This window comes from Corallococcus sp. CA041A (assembly GCF_003612075.1).
GTDB classification, from domain to species: Bacteria; Myxococcota; Myxococcia; order Myxococcales; family Myxococcaceae; genus Corallococcus; species Corallococcus exiguus.
This window is the reverse complement of the sequence record NZ_RAWF01000211.1, coordinates 1-17,546: the sequence shown is the minus strand read 5'-3', so window position 1 is coordinate 17,546 and position 17,546 is coordinate 1. Positions and strand designations below refer to the sequence as shown.

The 17,546-nt window shown below is 71.3% G+C and carries 11 protein-coding genes; 4 read left to right on the top strand and 7 right to left on the bottom strand.

Annotated features, from left to right (window positions below):
- Positions 1-26: 26 nt before the first annotated feature.
- The 3 genes from D7V77_RS30455 to D7V77_RS30445 all read left to right on the top strand — a co-directional run bounded on the left by D7V77_RS30455 (position 27) and on the right by D7V77_RS30445 (position 3,567).
- Positions 27-1,838, top strand: a complete 1,812-nt coding sequence (locus D7V77_RS30455; protein WP_120579803.1) for an acyl-CoA dehydrogenase — start codon at positions 27-29, stop codon at positions 1,836-1,838.
- 1 nt (position 1,839) lies between these two features.
- Complete coding sequence (locus D7V77_RS30450; RefSeq protein WP_120579802.1) at positions 1,840-2,649, top strand: hypothetical protein; 810 nt, start codon at positions 1,840-1,842, stop codon at positions 2,647-2,649.
- Positions 2,650-2,742: 93 nt separating this feature from the next.
- Positions 2,743-3,567 (top strand): hypothetical protein, encoded by an 825-nt coding sequence (locus D7V77_RS30445; protein ID WP_233597347.1) that lies wholly within the window; start codon positions 2,743-2,745, stop codon positions 3,565-3,567.
- Between the two features lie 120 nt (positions 3,568-3,687).
- Here D7V77_RS30445 and D7V77_RS30440 read toward each other — a convergent pair whose 3' ends face one another.
- A complete protein-coding gene (locus D7V77_RS30440) occupies positions 3,688-5,907 on the bottom strand; it encodes a M4 family metallopeptidase (protein WP_120579800.1) in 2,220 nt (739 codons plus the stop codon).
- A 258-nt stretch (positions 5,908-6,165) separates the two neighbouring features.
- Between D7V77_RS30440 and D7V77_RS30435 the strand changes: the two genes are divergently transcribed.
- On the top strand, positions 6,166-7,362 hold the full coding sequence (locus tag D7V77_RS30435) for a DUF1615 domain-containing protein (RefSeq protein WP_120579799.1): 1,197 nt from the start codon (positions 6,166-6,168) through the stop codon (positions 7,360-7,362).
- Positions 7,363-7,380: 18 nt separating this feature from the next.
- Here the strand turns inward: D7V77_RS30435 and D7V77_RS30430 are convergent, their stop codons facing one another.
- The 6 genes from D7V77_RS30430 to D7V77_RS30405 all read right to left on the bottom strand — a co-directional run.
- A complete protein-coding gene (locus D7V77_RS30430) occupies positions 7,381-8,997 on the bottom strand; it encodes a hypothetical protein (protein ID WP_147452210.1) in 1,617 nt (538 codons plus the stop codon).
- Between the two features lie 162 nt (positions 8,998-9,159).
- A complete protein-coding gene (locus D7V77_RS30425; protein WP_233597346.1) occupies positions 9,160-10,647 on the bottom strand; it encodes a pitrilysin family protein in 1,488 nt (495 codons plus the stop codon).
- Positions 10,648-10,682: 35 nt separating this feature from the next.
- The gene (locus tag D7V77_RS30420; RefSeq protein ID WP_120579796.1) at positions 10,683-12,089 is read right to left on the bottom strand and encodes a pitrilysin family protein; all 1,407 of its coding nucleotides are present in this window, start codon (positions 12,087-12,089) and stop codon (positions 10,683-10,685) included.
- Positions 12,090-12,180: 91 nt separating this feature from the next.
- On the bottom strand, positions 12,181-16,005 hold the full coding sequence (locus D7V77_RS30415) for a DEAD/DEAH box helicase (RefSeq protein WP_233597345.1): 3,825 nt from the start codon (positions 16,003-16,005) through the stop codon (positions 12,181-12,183).
- A 255-nt stretch (positions 16,006-16,260) separates the two neighbouring features.
- Positions 16,261-16,803 (bottom strand): hypothetical protein, encoded by a 543-nt coding sequence (locus D7V77_RS30410; protein ID WP_120579794.1) that lies wholly within the window; start codon positions 16,801-16,803, stop codon positions 16,261-16,263.
- A 102-nt stretch (positions 16,804-16,905) separates the two neighbouring features.
- The coding region (locus tag D7V77_RS30405; protein ID WP_120579793.1) for an FtsX-like permease family protein at positions 16,906-17,546 on the bottom strand (641 nt) is incomplete at its 5' end.

Genomic DNA, 17,546 nt, shown 5'->3' with positions numbered 1-17,546 from the left:
ATCGCGTCCTGGTAGGGAACCAGGGCATGAGCATGCCCCGCCCCAACCCCCTGCTGTCGGACCGCGACGTGGACTTCCAGCTCTACGAAGCGCTGGACACCACCGCCCTCTGCGCGCTGCCTGCCTTCCAGGAGCACTCGCGCGACACCTTCGCGCTCCTCCTGGACAGCACCCGCCGCTTCGCCCGTGAGGTGCTCGCCCCCACCTACCGGCCCATGGACGCCGCCCCGCCCGTCTTCGAACACGGCCGCGTGCGCGTCCATCCGGCCATGCGCTCGCTCTACGCCGGCATGGTCGACCTGGGCCTGCTCACCGCCACCCGCCCTCCCGACGTCGGCGGCCAGCAGCTCCCCCTCACCGTGCACGCCGTGGCCAGCGCCTACCTCATGGCCGCCAACCTGAGCGCCTATGGCTACCTGGGCCTCACGATTGGCGCCGCGCACCTGCTGGAAGTCTTCGGCACGCCCTTCCTGCGCGACACCTTCATGGCCCGGCTGTACCGGGGCGAGTGGACCGGCACCATGGCCCTCACCGAGCCCCAGGCCGGCAGCAGCCTCGCGGACGTGAAGACGCGCGCCACGCCCGCCCCGGACGGCTCCTACCGCCTCCAGGGCTCCAAAATCTTCATCAGCGGCGGCGACCAGGACTTCACCGACAACGTCGTGCACCTCACCCTCGCCCGCATCGAGGGCGCGGAGGGCGGCACGCGCGGCGTGTCCCTCTTCGCCGTGCCCGCGCGCAGGCCGGAAGGGGACACCTTCGCCCCCAACGACGTCCAGGTGGCCGGCGTCATCCACAAGATTGGCTGGCGCGGCCTGCCCAGCCTCGTCCTCAACTTCGGCGAAGCCAATGACTGTCACGGCTGGCTCGTGGGCCAGCCCGGACGCGGGCTCGCGTGCATGTTCCAGATGATGAACGAGGCGCGCATCATGGTGGGCCTCAACGGCGTGTCCACCGCCGCCGTCGCCTACCAGGAGTCGCTCGCCTACGCGAGAGAGCGCCCCCAGGGCCGCCCCGCCGGCATCCGCGACACCACGCGCGCCCAGTCCCCCATCATCGAACACGCGGACGTGCGGCGCATGCTGCTGCGCCAGAAGGCCATCGTGGAGGGCGGCCTCGCGCTCCTGCTCACCGCCTCCACGCAGGCGGACCTCGCCCACCACGCTCAGGACGAAGCCACGCGCAAGCGCGCGCAGCTGCTGCTGGACCTGCTCACGCCCATCGCCAAGACGTTCCCCGCGGAGAAGGGCTTCGAAGCCAACGCGCTCGCGCTCCAGATTCATGGCGGCTACGGCTACTCCAGCGAGTACCTGCCGGAAGCGTGGCTGCGCGACCAGAAGCTCAACAGCATCCACGAGGGCACCACCGGCATCCAGGGCCTGGACCTGCTCGGGCGCAAGGCAGTGGCGGAGGGCGGCGCCGCGCTCCAGGCGCTCGACGAGGAGGTGCGCGCCACCACCACCCGCGCCCGCGCCGCCGGAGTGGAGCCCGCGTGGAGCGACGCGCTGGAGGACGCGCTCCAGCAGGCCGCGGCCCTCACGCTGGAGCTGGGCGCGCGCGGCATGGAGGGGGAAGTGGACGTGATGCTCCGCCACAGCACGGACTTCCTGGAGCTCTTCAGCGTGGTGGCCGTGGCGTGGCGCTGGCTCGCGCAGGCCGCCGCCTCGAAGGAAGGCCTCTCCCGTGCGCCCACGTCGGAGGACACCGCCTTCTACGAGGGCAAGCTCGCCGCCGCGCAGTACTGGTTCGCGGTGGAGGTGCCGCGCGTGCCGCTGCTCGCCCACCTGTGCCGTACGGGCGAGGACTCCTACGCGCGCATGCGTCCGGACTGGTTCTGACATGTCCGTCTCCTTCCACCTGTGCCAGCCCGGCGCGGGCGCCTCGTGCGGCGCCTGCTGCGGCCTCTACAACTTCCGGGACCACTCGCGCGCGGCGCTGACCCGGCGGCTCACCACGCAGACGGAGCGGCTCTCCCGCACGCCCCACACGCCCGAGGCCTACGCCGAGGCCGCGCGCGAGCTCACCGCGAACCGGGACGCCCCCGCGCTCTTCCCCATCGTGCGGGTGTGTCCCCTGCTGGGCTTCCTGGACGCGGAGCACCAGCGCGTGGGCTGCCTGGGCCACCCGCTGGTGACGGGCGGCACGGACCTGCGCGACTGCGGCGTCTACCGCGCCACCGTCTGTGAGACGTTCACCTGTCCGTCCTTCGGCTGGCTCACCGACGCCCAGGCCCGACTGGTCCAGGCCGCGTGCGCGGACTGGTACCTCTACGGGCTGGTCATCACCGACGTGGAGTTCGTGCGCGGCTGCCTGAAGCTCCTCGAGTGGGAGCTGGGAGGCCCCGCGTCCCCGGACCTGATGCGCGAGCGTCCCGAATCGCTCGCCGCCGTGCGCCGCCTCTTCGCCCTCAAGGAGACGGCCCCCGGCCGCGACGGACAGGCCGCCGTGTTCGGCCGCTTCACCCACGACACGGAAGGCGAACCCGCCCCGCGTTCACTCGACTACGCGGCGCTGGGCACGCGCGCCGCCCCCGAGGACGACGTGGTGCTGTGCCTGGGCTACACGCCCTCGGATGTGACGGAGCTGCTCACCGCCAGGGCGCTGGTGCGCGAGCACGTGCACGCAGTGGCCGCCACGTTCCCCGCGTAGCCTTCGCCATCCAGAACCCAACACCCCGTCGCACGCCGGACGCTTGCAACGACAGGGGGTCGTCCGCAGGTTTGCCTGCGGGAGGGTTGGCGGATGGGTGGACGGTGGATGTGGTGGGGGATGGTGGGGCTGTGCTCGCTCGCTTCCGGCTGTCAGGAGCATGACACCGAGGACGCGGTGCCGGCGTCACCGACGACGATGCAGGCCCGCGACTCCGCGAGCGGCGGACTGATGGTGCCGGCCACGCCCGCGCTGGCGCGGAACACCGTGGACGGCGACCGCGTCCCCAGTGGCGACGCGCTGCCCACGGCGAACGCGCAGGTGCCTCCGGACACGGCGCCGCCACCCGGTGCCCGGCCGCTGCCAGGCCCCCGCGTCAACGAGCCCGCGCAAGGCGCCACGGCGCAGGCCCCGGCCCGTCAGAACGCCCAGGCCAACCCGAACGCCGCCCGGCCCCCGCAGGCCGCTCCGGCGAATCCGACCCCCCAGCAGGCGAACGCCCAGCAGCGGCCCCAGGCCAACCCGGACGGCACGCCCGCGACGCAGGCGCCCGCCGAGGGCCGCGTGATGATTGGCGCCCAGGCCGTGCAGGCCAACGACGACGAGTCCTGGTACGAGGGCGCGGCCAAGGCGGCGCAGGCGGCGGTGACGGACACCTCCGCCAACCGGCCGCTGGAGCAGGTCGTCATCGCGTCCAGCACCGTGAGCGGCCGAGTGACACGCGTGGGCAGGGACACCCTGCACGTGCGCGACGGCGAGGGCACCGTCTACGAGCTCCAGCTCGACCAGCGCAGCCGCGGCCTGCGCCAGGGCCAGCGCGTTCCCCTCAAGGAGCTTGAGGAGGGCACCCCGGTGCGCGCGCAGTTCGTCCTCATGGGCGGCCGCACCGTCGCGCGCGACGTGCAAGTGCGGCGCTAGCTCGCGTTTCTTCCGACGCCTGAAACGACGACACCCGGGAAGCCATGTGGGCTCCCCGGGTGCCTGTCTTCGTCCCGGACTCCCTTCACGCGAAGGGAGCCGGGATGGATGCGGATGCGACTACCAGATGGCCTTGAGCGTCACGCCCGAGTAGGCGCTGTAGCCACGGATCTTCACGTAGTACTTGCCCGCGGTCGTCTTGGTGATGCTGCACGACTCGTTGTTGCCGGACAGGTACGGACGGCAGTCGTACGAGGTGGTCGTCGGCGAGGAGCCGAACTTCACGTGCATGTCCGCGTCGCCCGTGCCGCCCGCGGTGGAGAAGGTGACCGTCTTGTTCGCCGGCACGTCCACGGTGATCCACTCGTTGGTGAACGAGCCGGAGGCGCCGGAGATGCCCGTCACCGGGACGTTGTTCTGCAGCACGTTGCCGCCACCACCGCCGGGGGCCGTGAAGCTGCCCTTCAGCGTCACGTTCGCGTACGTGGAGTAGGCGTTCAGCATCACGTAGTACGTGCCCGCCTGGATGTTGGTGATGGTGCACGTCTCCGCGTTGCCGCTGGCGTACGGACGGCAGTCGTAGGTCGAGGCGTCCGGCACCGCGCCGAACTTCACGTACAGGTCCACGTCACCCGTGCCACCCGTGGTGGTGAACGTCAGGGCCGTGGCGCCCGCCGGAACGACCAGCGAGTAGTACTTGGAGTTGCCCGAGCTGTCGCCCAGGCCCGTCACCGCCGTGCCGTTGGTCAGCGGGATGGAGGTCGGGGGCGTCACAGTGCCACCCACGCCCACCGCTTCCCAGGCGGCCTTCACCGCGTCCTGCGTGGCCTGGTCGTAGCCCAGGTCCGAGGCGGCCTGGATGGTCCACGTCTTCGCCTGCGCGAACGTGGTGCCCGCCGTGTAGATGTCGGTGTTGGCCTTGTACCAGATGCGAGCGGCCTTCTCGACGCCGATGGCCGGCACGTTGATGGTGCTGCGACCGCGCGGGTGCACGCCGCCCTTGGAGAGCAGCGCGAACGCCAGGTTCGGCACGCCGGAGCTGTAGTGCACGTCCGTGCCGGACGTCACGTTGGCCGCCCAGTCCTTGGACGCGCCGTCCTTCGCCGGGTCGTCCATGTAGCGCAGGGCGTCGTTCGGCGTGCCCGGCGTCCACACGTCCTCGCCCACCATCCAGATGTCCGCCGCGGTGCTCCAGCCGTTGACGCGGCTCTCGCAGACGGCGCCGAAGGTGTCGGACATCGCCTCGTTCAGACCGCCGGACTGACCGGAGTACGTGAGGTTGGACTCGTACTCCGTCACGGCGTGGGTCAGCTCGTGGACGGTGACGTCCGCGTCCTTGCCCAGCTCGATGGAGTTCACGCCGTCGCCGTCGCCGTACACCATCTGGGTGCCGTCCCAGTAGGCGTTCACGTAGTTGCGGCTGTAGTGCACCGTGCTGATGAGCGCCGTGCCCGCGTTGTTCAGCGAGTCGCGGTTGAAGAGCACCTTGTAGCAGTCGTAGGTGTAGCCCAGCATGTCGTAGTTCATGTCGACATGCGAGTCACCGATGGCCGCCTGGCCCTCGCTGCGCTTGAGCGTGCCCGGGGTGCTGGTGCCGTTGTTCGCGCTGTACACCTTGCGGTTGAGCGCGGTGTGGATCTCCGGCGCGCGCAGCACGATGGAGCCGTCCTGGGCGCTCACGTACACGCGGTCGCGCAGGGGCATCAGGTCGTTCTCGCCCGTGACCTTCACCTCATACGCCAGGCGCAGCGCGCCTTCCTCGGTGCGCACGTACACCAGGCGGGGAGCACCCTGGACCTCCAGGCCCGTGCCCACCGTGGAGCTCAGCGCCGCATCCCGCGCGGACGCGGCCGCGATGCGCGGCAGCGCGGACACGTTCAGGCCGTCGCGCGCGGAGCCGTTGGCGCGGAACACCGTGCCGTCCGGACGCACGTGCACCACCAACTCACCGCCGACCACTTCCAGGCCGTTCTTCGTCTGCGTGAAGCGCAGGTGCTGGTTGCCCTGCTCGTCGGTGTTCGACTTGCGCAGCACCATGTCGTCCGGGTTCAGCCGGAACGCCGGGGCCACGCCCGCGACCGCCTGGCGGCTCGCGTCCAGCGTGTTCAGCGTCCGCTCCACCCGGCCCAGCTCGCCCCGGATGCTGTCCGGGATGCCGTCCGCGTGCACGCCCAGCACCTGGGCACCACCGAGCGCGTTCAGCGTGCTCTGGATGTCCTCGCCCGACTTCTCCTGCTCAGGCGCCTGCGTCTCCTCTCCCGAGGAACCCTGCGTACCGCACGCCGTCAGAGCCACGCCCAACCAGGCCGCGCCAATCGTCTTCAACAGTCGATGAGCCAACGCGATACCTCCATGAAGAAACAGCGGGATGATACGTGACACACTTGAAATCATCAGAGCAACTACTTTTTGGCAAAAGTACGTTTAGCCACTTTTACCCGCCCTGCTGAGCAAACCTAGAGAACCTGAATTGCCGTTCTGGAAAATTTCAACAGCTTTGCAGCTCTTCACCGGCTCTCCTGAGAGAACGGACCTGCCCCCAGGATGTCTCAAAAAATGTTTCATGAGACGGGCGGAAGGGTGCATCAGGGGTCTGACATGACGCGGAACGCCGGGCGCCGGTGGACGGAAGGGCTGTGCGTGGGGGTGCTGCTGGCGCTCACGGCCTGCGCGTCGCGGGCGCCGGTGGTGACGCAGGTGCCCGCGCCGCCCACGTTGTCGGTGGCGCAGGTGGCGCGGCTCCTGCCCGCGAAGGTGAAGGGGGTGGAGCGCGAGGGCTGGGCAGGTGACGTGCTGGCGGCCCTGGACGCGGAGGCGATTCCCGCCGCGGCGCCGGAGGTGTGTCAGGTGCTGGCCATCATCGAACAGGAGTCCGGCTTCCAGGCGGACCCCGCCGTGCCGGGGCTGCCCAAGCTGGTGCGTCAGAAGCTGGACGGCACTGCGGGACGGCTGGGTCCGCTGGGACGCCGGCTGCTGGAAGACGTCCTCGCGGCGAAGCCGAAGGGGGCGAAGCGCACCTTCGGGGCGCGGCTGGACACCCTGCGCACGGAGCGGGACCTGGACCGGCTCTTCCGGGACATGCTGGCGTACTACGAAGCGGAGTACCCGGCGGCGTACGCGGCCGCGGACCTGGCCAGCTCGCTGTTCGGCCCGTCCTCGTTCGCGGGGCAGAACCCCGTCACCACCGCGGGCTCCATGCAGGTCAGCGTGCGCTACGCGGTGGCGAAGGCGGGCCCGGACGCGGATCCGGTGGCGGTGCGCGAGTCGCTCTACACGCGCGCGGGCGGCGTGCGCTACGGAACCTCCCGGCTGCTGGGCTTCGAGGCCGCGTACGACGCACCGCTCTACCGCTTCGCGGACTTCAACAGCGGCGTCTACAGCTCGCGCAACGCGGCGCTACAGGCCCAGGTCAGCCGGCTCACCGGCGTCGCCCTGGCGACCGACGGCGACCTCCAGCTGTACGACAAGGAGGGTGAGCCGCGCGGCGAGGACAGCCAGAGCCTCAAGGCGCTGCTCCTCTTCCGTCAGCGCTACGCGCCGGACCTGAGCGAGCGCCGGGTGCGCCGGGACGTGGAGGAGGAGAAGACGGCGGACTTCGAGAAGACGGACACGTACCTGGCGGTGAAGCGCGTGTACGCGAACCGGACGGGACAGGCGCCCGCCTACGCCCAACTGCCCCAGGTGACGCTCAAGAGCGTGAAGCTGAGCGGGGAGCGCTCCACCGCGTGGTTCGCGAAGTCGGTGGACGCCCGCTACCAGCAGTGCATGGCCCGCCACCGCCAGCCTGCGCGGTAGCGGGCCGCCACGTCGGGACTACGGCGTGGTGAAGACGGCGCTGAACGTGTCCGCGGTGATGATGGGCAGCAGCTCCCCGGTGACGTACGGCGCACGCGAGGGCTCGTAGTTCGGCGAACCCTCCGCCATCACGCGCACGTAGTAGGTCGACCCGGGCAGCAGCAGACCCGGCAGCAGGCGGACCTGCGTCCGGTCACCGGGCACGTAGAAGCGCACCGTCGGGTTGGCGGCGAAGGTGTCGATCAGCTGGATGACGGACACGGTGTAGTTCCGGGGCGTGCCCATGACGGGGGCTCGCCAGTCGATGACCGGCTGGTTGGAGCCCACGACACGCGACACGTAGGCATCCACGCCGTCGATGCGCAGCTCCCGCGGCGGTGAGACGGACGGCTGGATGGGACCCGCGATGAGGTGGTCCAGCCGGTCGGTGACGTAGATGCTGCCGCTGGGGTAGTGGGTCCGGCCCCCCACGACGACGGGCGTCGCGGACCGGAACGAATAGCCGACGGAGCCCACCACGCCCCAGTTGGACGGATAGGGATTGCCGTAGGCGAGCCGGCTCGCGATGACGCCATTCTCACCGCGTGGCAGCCACATGTTGAAGAGCTCTCCCTGGTAGCCCACCCAGCCGTGCTGGTAGCCGAACGGCGCGGGCACCAGCGCCATGGAGGGATAGCTGAGCGTGCCGCTGGGGTTCGCGTCCGAGCGCCAACGGGTGAACTCGTTCAGGCGCCATTCCAGGGAGAAGGGCGTCTGCCTCACGGGCGCCAACGTGGCCTCGAGCGGCAGCGAAGTGGTGCCGTCCGGGGTGAACGAGAACGACGGCAGGTGCGCGCTGCTCACCACGGACTGGTACGCCAGGGTCCCGCCGCTCGGCAGCGTGCCGGCCTGCACGGAGTTGAGCTGGTTCACGTAGAGGCGGTCGCCCTTCGACGCATCCAGGACGGGCGCTCCGTAGCCGGTGCTGAAGTACGCGTAGGCGTACGGGTCGACGATGGACGTGTCACCGGCCTGGGTCCACAGGGACGACGTGCTGTAGAGGTCCACGTCCGCGCTGATGAGCTGCACGGAGCTGCCCGGCTCGGAGATGGACGTGTAGTCCTGCCACGGATCCAGGTTGAAGAGCTCCGCCGACATGGGGGACTCGGTGACGGGCACGTAGACGGCGTCCGGCCGGCCAATGCGGTTGACGCCCAGGTCGAAGCGGCGCTCGCGCGTCAGGAAGTAGTGCCGGCTCGAGCGCAGGAAGTACTCACCGTCCGGAACGTTGTCGAAGCGCATGCCCCCCGCCACCGGCGTGCCGGTGTACCGGTCGAAGTCGACGCCGTTGGGGACCAGGATTTCCAGGTCGCGGCCGGCCAGGTTCTGGGGAACCACCGCCACCCCGGCGCTGGAGTGGAAGCGCGTGTCCGCAGTCACCAGCACGGACGTGCCCGCGTCCACCGGCCCCGTGCCCGCGTCGGGCTCACCACAGCCCGGCAGCATGTCCTCATTCGCGATGACCGCGGTCCCCTCGCGGGGGTCCAGCGCGATTTCGGGAGGGTTCACCTCCTCGGAGGAAGGCGCGGCTTCCCCGCAGCCCAGCCAGGCCGCGCAGGTGGGGACGAGCAACAAAGACAGACGTCGCAAGGACATGGATGCCCCTTCGTGACAAGAATTTGGCAGTGTTTGTCCGGTCCCGGCCCCGACCAGACACTGCCACCTATACGCGAAGGGTCTGACTTCCTGGATATTTAATTCTTGATTGGTAATTCCGGTGGGCGCGCTTCAAGGCTTGCGCCCACCTCCGTCTGACATTTATCGGCCCGGAGCCGTCGGCGGGGCGAAGCGCTTGTCGGAGATCTTCATCTCCGTGACGGGACCGTACTTGCGGGCCACGTCGCGCAGGGCCTCCGCCTTGCCAATGAGGACGAACGTCAGGTCCTCCTGGGCGGGCAGGACGCGCTGGAGCACGGTGTGCACGCTGCCGCGGGTGGCCGAGGACACGGCGTCCGCGAACCCGTTCACGTCCTGTGCGTCCAGTCCATAGAACGCCAGCTCCGACAGCTTCATGGCCAGCTGCTCCCCGGTCTCCAGCGTCGGCGGGAACTGCCCCAGGACATAGGCCTTGGCGGAGGCGAGCATGGCGTCGTCCATGCCGTCCTGGCGGTAGCGCGCGAGCACGTCCAGCGCCAGGTCGATGGCACGGCCCGTGGTGGCCGTCTGGGTATAGGACGTCAGGACGACGGTGCCGGGCTGGAGGGCCGGGGCCAGCGCGGAGCGCGCACCATAGGTGAGGCCGGTCTTCACGCGCAGCTCGGTGTTGAGCAGCGAGGTGAAGCGGCCGCCCAGCACGGTGTTGCCCAGCTCCGCCACGACGCGGTCCGGGTCGGTGCGGCGGATGCCGGTGTTGCCGATGGCGAAGTAGGTCTGGGTGGCGTCGGGCTTGTCCACCAGCAGCACGTGGCGGCCCTTCGTGGGCGCGGTGGCGGGCACGGCGGCGAGCGACTGTGCCGCCGGGGCCCATCCGCCCAGCGCGGCCTCCAGCTTCGCGGCCAGCTGCTTCGCGTCGAAGTCGCCCACGACGGAGAGGATGAGCCGGTCCCCGCCCAGGTTCGCCTTCGCCCAGCCGAGCACGTCGCTCCGGCTGATGCCCGGCAGCGACGCCTCACTGCCCACCGCGGATCCGCCGTACGGGTGCGAGGGGAAGTGGAAGGCGTTGAAGTACACGCCGATGAGCATGCGCGGGTCGCCGTCCTTGGCGGAGGCGATCTCCGACACGCGCAGCGCGCGGGCCTTCTCCAGCTCCTGCGCGTCGAAGCGCGGGCGCACGAGCATGTCCGACAGCAGCTCCACCATCAGCGCGGTGTCGCGGGACTGGAAGCTGCCGTTGAGGACGAGCGCCTCGCGTGCGGGCACGACGTCCAGCTCGCCGCCCACGCCGTCCACGGCGTCGGCGAACTGCTGGGCGTTGCGAGAGCCCGCGCCCTTCTGGAGCAGCTCGGCGGTGAGCGCGGCCAGGCCTTCCTTGCCGGCGGGGTCGGTGACAGCGCCGCCCTTGAGCCATGCGCTGAAGGACACCAGTGGCAGCTCGTGCTTCTCCACGAGGAGCAGCCGCACGCCGTTCTTCAGCGTGACGGAGGTCGTCTCCGGCAGCGTCACGCCCTTCGTGGACAGCGGGACCGCGGGCGCGGGCGTGGCCGGTGCCGGGGCTTCCGGCGGCGTGGGCGCGGAGGAGGGAGCGGGCGTCGGCGCGGTCGCGCACGCGGAGGTGAACAGCAGCGCGGCGAGGGTGGAGCGCATCATGTGGGGACCCGAGAAACGAAGGCGGAAGGAAGCACTCATCGCGCGGACTCCTTGCTGGCCGGGGCAGCGGGAGCCGTGGTGGGGACGAGCCAGCCCACGGTGCGGTGGTCGGGGTTGAAGATGCGGGCGGCCAGCGCCTTCACGCCGTCGCGGGTGACCTGCTCGTAGCGCGAGGGCGCATCGAACAGGGCCTTCCAGTCTCCCCGGAAGGTGGCGGCGTTCCCCAGCTCGCGGGAGCGGCCGCTGTTGGTCTCCAGCTTGCGCCAGAAGGTGGCCAGGGCCACGTTGCGCGCCTTGCGCAGCTCCGCGTCGGTGACACCGTCCTTCACCACGCGAGCCAGCTCCGCGGTGAGCAGCGCCTCCGTCTTCGCCAGGTCACCGCCCGGCGTCAGGTCCACGGAGAACCAGACGAGCGACGGGTCGAATCCCCCGGCCGTGGAGCTCCGGACGCGGATGGCCACGCGCGCCTCGTCCACCAGCTTGCGGTGCAGGCGCGACGAGTCCCCGTGCGAGAGGATGAGGCCCAAGAGATCCAGCGTCTCCATGTCCGGGTCGTTGGCGGCGAGGCCGTGGTAGGCGACCTGGAGCAGCGGGGACTGCGCCAGCTTCTTCACGACGATGCGCCGCTCGCCCTGCTGTTCGGGTTCCTTGGTGCGCACGGGCTCTGGCGCGGGCTGCGAGGGGATGGTGCCCAGCGTGGCCTCCACCTGCTCGAAGACGCGGGCCGGATCCAGGTCGCCCGCGAGGACGAGCGTGGCGTTGTTGGGGGCGTAGTACGTCTTGAAGTACTGCTGGAGGTCCTCCATGCGCCAGGACTCGATGTCGGACGGCCAGCCGATGACGGGAATCTGGTACGGATGCGCGACGAAGGCGGTGGCCTGCAGCTGCTCCTGGAGCGCGCCGTTGTTATCATTGTCCACGCCCGAGCGGCGCTCGGAGTAGACGACACCGCGCTCGGACTCGATGACCTTGGGGTCGAAGGAGAGCGACTGGAGCCGGTCCTGTTCCAGGTCCAGGATGAGGGGCAGCGCGGAGGCCGGGAACCAGTCCAGGTAGACGGTGACGTCCTCGGAGGTGAAGGCGTTGTTGGAGCCGCCGTTGGCCTCCATGACGCGGTCGAACTCACCGGGGCCGTACTTCTTCGCGCCGTTGAACATCATGTGCTCGAAGAAGTGGGACAGGCCGGTGATGCCGGGGCGCTCGTTGCGGCTGCCCACGCGGAACCAGTTGGCGAGCGCCACGTTGGGGATGTCGTGGTCCGGCCAGACGATGACGGTGAGCCCGTTCTTCAGCGTGCGGGCCTGGATGCCCGAGCCCAGCTTCGCGACGGGGGTGGAGGCAGCGGCGGGCTTCGAGGAAGGCTCGGCGACGGCCTGGGCCCCGGCCTGGGGCGCACCCAGGAGGGCCAGACAGGCGAACCACGACAACGGTGGACGGAACATCCTTGCTCCTGGGGAGGGACCACGGCGGCGCCCGGGAACGGGCGGCCACGCACCCTATTCCAGAAACGCCGCGTGGGTGCGCGGCTCCGGCTCAATCCTCGGGGGTCCCCGCGCCGAAGCGCAGCAGCCCCAGGAGCTGCGTGGGGGACAGCGCGGCCGCGCCGTCCGCCTCGGACAGGAGGCTGTCCGCCAGCTCCCGCTTCTCCGCATGGAGGGCGAGGATGGCCTCCTCGATGGTGCCTTCGGAGACGAACCGCGACACGGTGACGGGACGCGTCTGCCCGATGCGGTGGGCCCGGTCGGAGGCCTGGTCCTCCACCGCGGGGTTCCACCACGGATCCAGATGGAGCACGTGGTCCGCGCCGGTGAGGTTGAGGCCGGTGCCGCCTGCCTTGAGCGAGATGAGGAAGAGCGCGCCCTCCCCTCGCTGGAAGGCCTCCACGCGGGCCTGCCGCTCCGCCGCGGGCGTCCGTCCATCCAGGTACTGGAACGAAATGCCCCGCGCCTCCAGCGCGTCGCGCACCAGGGCCAGGTGGCGAACGAACTGGCTGAAGACGAGCGCGCGGCCTCCCTCCGCCATCAACTCGTCCACCCGCTCCAGCACGCGCTCCAGCTTGGAGGAGGACAGCCCCGTGTCCGGATCCACCAGGCGGGGATGACAGGCGGCCAATCGCAGTCGGGTGAGCGCGGCCAGCATCTCGAAGCGCTGGTCTCCGCCAGGAGTTCCCTCGCCCAGCCGGGCCAGGGCCGCGAGCCGCACGTCGTCGTACACGCGCCGCTCGGCGTCCGACAGCGTGACGGGCACCACCGTGTCCACGCGCGGAGGCAGCTCGCGCGCCACGTTTGCCTTGGTGCGGCGCAGGAGGAAGGGGCGCACCAGCCGGGCCAGGGACGCGCGCGCATCCGCGTTCCGGTCCCGCTCGATGGGGACGGCGAACCGCGAGTGGAAGGACTCGCGCCCGCCCAGCAGGCCGGGGAACAGCAGGTGGAAGAGGCTCCACAGCTCGGACAGGCGGTTCTCCACCGGCGTGCCGGTGAGCGCCACGCGGGCCTCGGCCTTCACGCCGCGCAGCGCGCGGGCCCGGGCCGTGTCCGGGTTCTTCACCGCCTGCGCTTCGTCCACCACCAGCGTGGCGAAGGTCACATCCGAAAGCTTCGCGGCGTCCCTCGCCAGGAGTCCGTAGCTGATGATCAGCACGTCCCGGGGCCCCAGCCGGGCCGGCAGGGCGTCCCGGTCCGCGTCCTGCCAGACGTGCACGCGCAGCGACGGCGCGAAGCGGGCGGCCTCGCGCACCCAGTTGCCGCGCAGGGACGTGGGCGCCACCACCAGCGCGGGGCCGGCCGCCGCGCGAAACAGCAGCAGGGCCAGCGCCTGGACCGTCTTGCCCAGGCCCATGTCGTCCGCGAGGCACGCGCCCGCGCCCCACGAGGCCAGCCGCGCGAGCCACACGAAGCCCTCGCGCTGGTAGTCGCGCAGCTCCGCCTTCAGGCTCCGGGGCACGCGCACCGCGCGCGCGTGGGCATCACGGATGCGCTTCGCCAGTTGGAGCCAGTCCGGGGGCGCCTGGACGCTCGCGCCCGCCTTCTTCAGCGTGTCCAGCGCGGGCGCCGCCGCGGCGCTCACCTCCAGTCCCTTGCGCCCCGGGTGCGCCACGTCCGCGAGCGGGGTCAGCTGCTCGCGCAGCGCCTCCGTCAGGCGCATCCAGCGCCCCTTCCCCAGCGGGACATAGCGCTGGCGGCGGCGCACGGCCTCCAGCAGGACCGCCAGCTCCACGCGCGCGCCCTCCAGCTCCACGCCGCCCTTCGCGCCGAACCAGTCGTGCTCCCGCAGGATCTGGACCCGCACGTTCGAGGTCTCCGGGCGCGTCACGGTCCAGGGCTGCTCCGCCCACTCCACGCGCAGCTCCGGACCCGCGAGCGGCTCCAGCGCCTCCAGCAACTGGAGCGCGTCCTCGGCGGTGTCGCGCGTGAAGTGATACATGCCGGCCGGCAATGACAGACGTGAGAGGAGCGCGTCCGCCTCCTTCCGCTCCGCGTCCAGGTCGCGCCGGACCATGACGCGCTCCTTGTCCCGCTGGCCGCGGACCACGGGAGCGCCCTCGCCCACGGGCTGGGGAGGCGCCTCCGGCAGGGGCCTCACGAGGAGCGAGACCTCCAGCGCGGAGTCCTCCACCGCGCGCAGCCGCGCCAGCAGGCCCGGGCTGGCCTCCACGGGGCGGGGCTCCAGGGCCGGCGGCAGCGCCACCGGGAAGGCCGCCTCCAGCGTGGAGAGGTGCTCCAGGAACGCGCCGCGCTGCCCCTCGGAGACGTAGGTGCCGTGGCGCGCCAGGGATTCGAGCAGGGCCCTTGCGTCGGGGGGCACGGTCACCAGGGTGACCCCCGGCGCGGCGGGCTCGACGAGCAGCCACGGCTGGGAGGTCAGCGGCCCCTCGGGAGGCGGCGTCAGGGCCTCCGCGGTCACGGGGCGCCCGTCCACCGCGGGCCGCAGGCGCAGGGCCTGTCCATCCTGCTCCAGGGCGAAGCCCAGCGACGCCTCCCGCACCCGCGCCGGGGCGTCCGCGCCGCCGGCGATCCGGAGCCGGGGGCTGCGCGCGAGCGACCGCAGCGCCTGGAGCAGCAGCGCGTACGGCGCGCCGCCCCCCATGTCGTCCATGGGCCCGTCGTATATCCCATACATCACCGAGTGCCGCTCCATCCGCTCCCCCGCTTCGAGGAGGGACCAGGCGCGGCGCTCATCCGGGTCCTGGAGCGACGGGAGCAGCTTGCCGCGGTCGTACCCGGCGACGGCATGGCCCTGGGTCAGCCCACCCTTCTTCGAGGGGAAGTGCAGATAGGGCCGGAGCCGCCAGCCGCGCGAGAACTCCGGCTCCAGCCGGAAGGTGACGAAGCGCCCGTCCGCCGGGGCCTCTTCGCGAACCGTCCGCTCCAGGGCGGAGGCCGTCAGCGCGGACAGCAGCTCGCGCCCCGGCGCTTCGAGCAACAGCTCCGCCAGCCGCACGGCGAGTGAGGCCTGTTTCGGCTGCACCAGGAACGCCAGCGCCGCGTCGACGGCGGTCAGGGCATGGGCGCAGGTGGCCTCGGCGTCCCCGGGGCTGCACTGACAGGCCACGCCCGGGCGGCCCTCCATCAGGGCGCGAGGGTCGAGCCCGGCGAAGCCTTCGGCCTGGGCGCTCTCGGAGTGGTGAGTGGGGCGCCACACCGCGAGCTCCGGGTCCTTCACGAGCAGCCGCAAGGGGCGCTCCGCGAGGATGACCGTGGGAACCGGGGACAACGAGCGGGGCAGGGCCTGCTCGCGGATCCGCGCGCGGGCCCGCGTCAGCGCTTCCAGCAGCGGGGCGAGGCGGCCATCCGTGGGCGGCGGCAGGGGCTGCGCGGAGGCTTCATGGGCCAGCCCGCGCGACACGCGCCCTGCCTCGTCGCGGACCCACTGCCAGGCGGCCTCCGCGAGCATCTTCTGCTCCAGGGCCGTCGCGCGGCGGAGCTTCGAGCTGCCCTCCAGCGCGTCCACCACCGTGGCCTTGCGCAGCACGGGGAGGACGTGCCGCGTGGAGGGGGCGGACAGCAGGGGCGCCAGCACGGCCAGGGGCACGGCGCGGGCACGTCCGACCTGGTGCTCCACCAGCCACCGCTGGATGTCGACGGGCGTGGAGGGCCGCGCGGGGGCCTCCACGCGGCGCTCGGAAACAGACGGCTGGGACGGAGCAGCGCGCCGCACCTGGAGCCCGGAGGCCTGGAGCCACGCGAGCCCGACCGCGACCGCGTGCGCGCAGACCCCCTCGTCCCAGTACGCGGCGCATTCACACTCGAGCAGCAGCCCCCGGGAGTCGGGGTCCACGCAGATGGCCGCGTCGAACATGCGCCCGGTGCCTTCCTCGGTGACGGTCCCCCGGACACACTCCTGGGAGGGCGGCCGCACGTCCACTGCCTCCTGAATGAGCCACCGCCGGGCCTGGGCGAACATCTCCCGGTCGGCCAGCTCCTGGAGATGTTTCCGGGTGATCCGTTGCCGGAGCGAAGAGGAGGACGAGGCTGGCGCTGAGGCGGAGCGGGAGGGCATCGAATGGAAAAACTACCCATGGGGTGGCCTTCCAACGAGCCTTTTCCTCAAGTCGTCACGCCGGAGCCCCCGCGAGTGGACACCCGGCGGCCCGGCGAGCGCTCCCAGCGGACGCTAGGCGCCCAGCACCTGCCGCAGCACGGCCTGGAAGTAGTTCGTGCTGCCGACGTGGCCCGCGTGCAGCTTGGCGGACTGGTGGAGTCGCTGGGCCACGGCCTCGAACTCCGCCTGGCTGACGTCGCGCAGGGACAGGTACAGGCGGGCGGCGGCGCGCAGGTAGGAGAAGAGGGCGTTCTTGTGGTGGCCGTCGGGCCGGCGCGCGAGGTGCCGGTAGAGCTGGGAGAACTCCTGGTCGACCTCCGCGTGGCGGGTGTCGCGGCAGAAGCCGGCGGCGGTGGCCTCGATGAGGAAGAAGAACGGCTCGTACTCCGGGAAGGGAGGCCGGCTGAAGTCAGGGGGCTGCTTGTTCCCGGTCCACAGCGCGGAGATGGGCTGCAGGCGCACGTGGGCGGTGACGTCACCGAAGCGCACGGGCACCTCGTCGCCCACGACCTTCACCTGGCCCTGCTCGTCCCGTTCCACGGGGATGAACAGGCGCATGGGGTCCTCCACCTTCACGCCCGCCTTCTCCAGCTCCGCCACCACGTTCGCGTCCATTGCGTTGATGAACCTCCGGGACACCCATCTACCGCGTCGCGCCCGGATGTGCACCCGGTGCGTCGACCGGGAGGCCCCAGGCCAGCGACAGGGCAAGCCCCATCAGTCCGAGCGGATGGCCAGGAGCGGATCCACCCGGGTGGCCCGGCGGGCCGGGAGCCAGCAGGCCAGCAGCGCCACCGCCCCGAGCAGCGCCGCCACGCCTCCGAACGTGAGGGGGTCGTGGGCCGTGACGCCGTAGAGCTGGCTCTCCAGGACGCGAGCCAGCGCCAGCGCACCCGCGAGCCCCAGCCCGATGCCCGCGCCCGCCAGCAACGCACCGTGCCCCATGACGAGCCAGAGCACATCCGCGGAGCGCGCGCCCAGGGCCATGCGGATTCCAATCTCCCGCGTCTGTTGCGACACCAGATAGGAGATGACGCCGTAGAGCCCCGCCGACGAGAGCACCAGCGCCACGACGGCGAATCCCCCCAGCAGCCACAGCACCAGCCGCCGCATGCCCAGCGACTGCTCAATGACCTGCTCCATCGTCAGCGCACGGTGGACCGGCACGTCCGAATCCAGCCGCCGCACCACCTCCCGGAGCGCCGGCGTGAGCCCTTCTGGGCCCCCCCCGGTACGCAGCACCAGCACCATCCCGTTGTCGCCCCAAGGCCTGCCGTAGGGGACGTGCAGCTCCGCGAGCGGCACCTTGTCCAGCCCGGCCTGGCGCACGTCGCCCACCCTGTCTCTTATACACAACT

Bases quoted from the DNA above. Each gene is read 5' to 3' on its own strand.
- D7V77_RS30455 (WP_120579803.1), top strand. From the start codon at position 27: ATGAGCATGCCCCGCCCCAACCCCCTGCTGTCGGACCGCGACGTGGAC.
- D7V77_RS30450 (WP_120579802.1), top strand. From the start codon at position 1,840: ATGTCCGTCTCCTTCCACCTGTGCCAGCCCGGCGCGGGCGCCTCGTGC.
- D7V77_RS30445 (WP_233597347.1), top strand. From the start codon at position 2,743: ATGGGTGGACGGTGGATGTGGTGGGGGATGGTGGGGCTGTGCTCGCTC.
- D7V77_RS30435 (WP_120579799.1), top strand. From the start codon at position 6,166: ATGACGCGGAACGCCGGGCGCCGGTGGACGGAAGGGCTGTGCGTGGGG.
- D7V77_RS30430 (WP_147452210.1), bottom strand. From the start codon at position 8,997: ATGTCCTTGCGACGTCTGTCTTTGTTGCTCGTCCCCACCTGCGCGGCC.
- D7V77_RS30425 (WP_233597346.1), bottom strand. From the start codon at position 10,647: ATGATGCGCTCCACCCTCGCCGCGCTGCTGTTCACCTCCGCGTGCGCG.
- D7V77_RS30420 (WP_120579796.1), bottom strand. From the start codon at position 12,089: ATGTTCCGTCCACCGTTGTCGTGGTTCGCCTGTCTGGCCCTCCTGGGT.
- D7V77_RS30410 (WP_120579794.1), bottom strand. From the start codon at position 16,803: ATGGACGCGAACGTGGTGGCGGAGCTGGAGAAGGCGGGCGTGAAGGTG.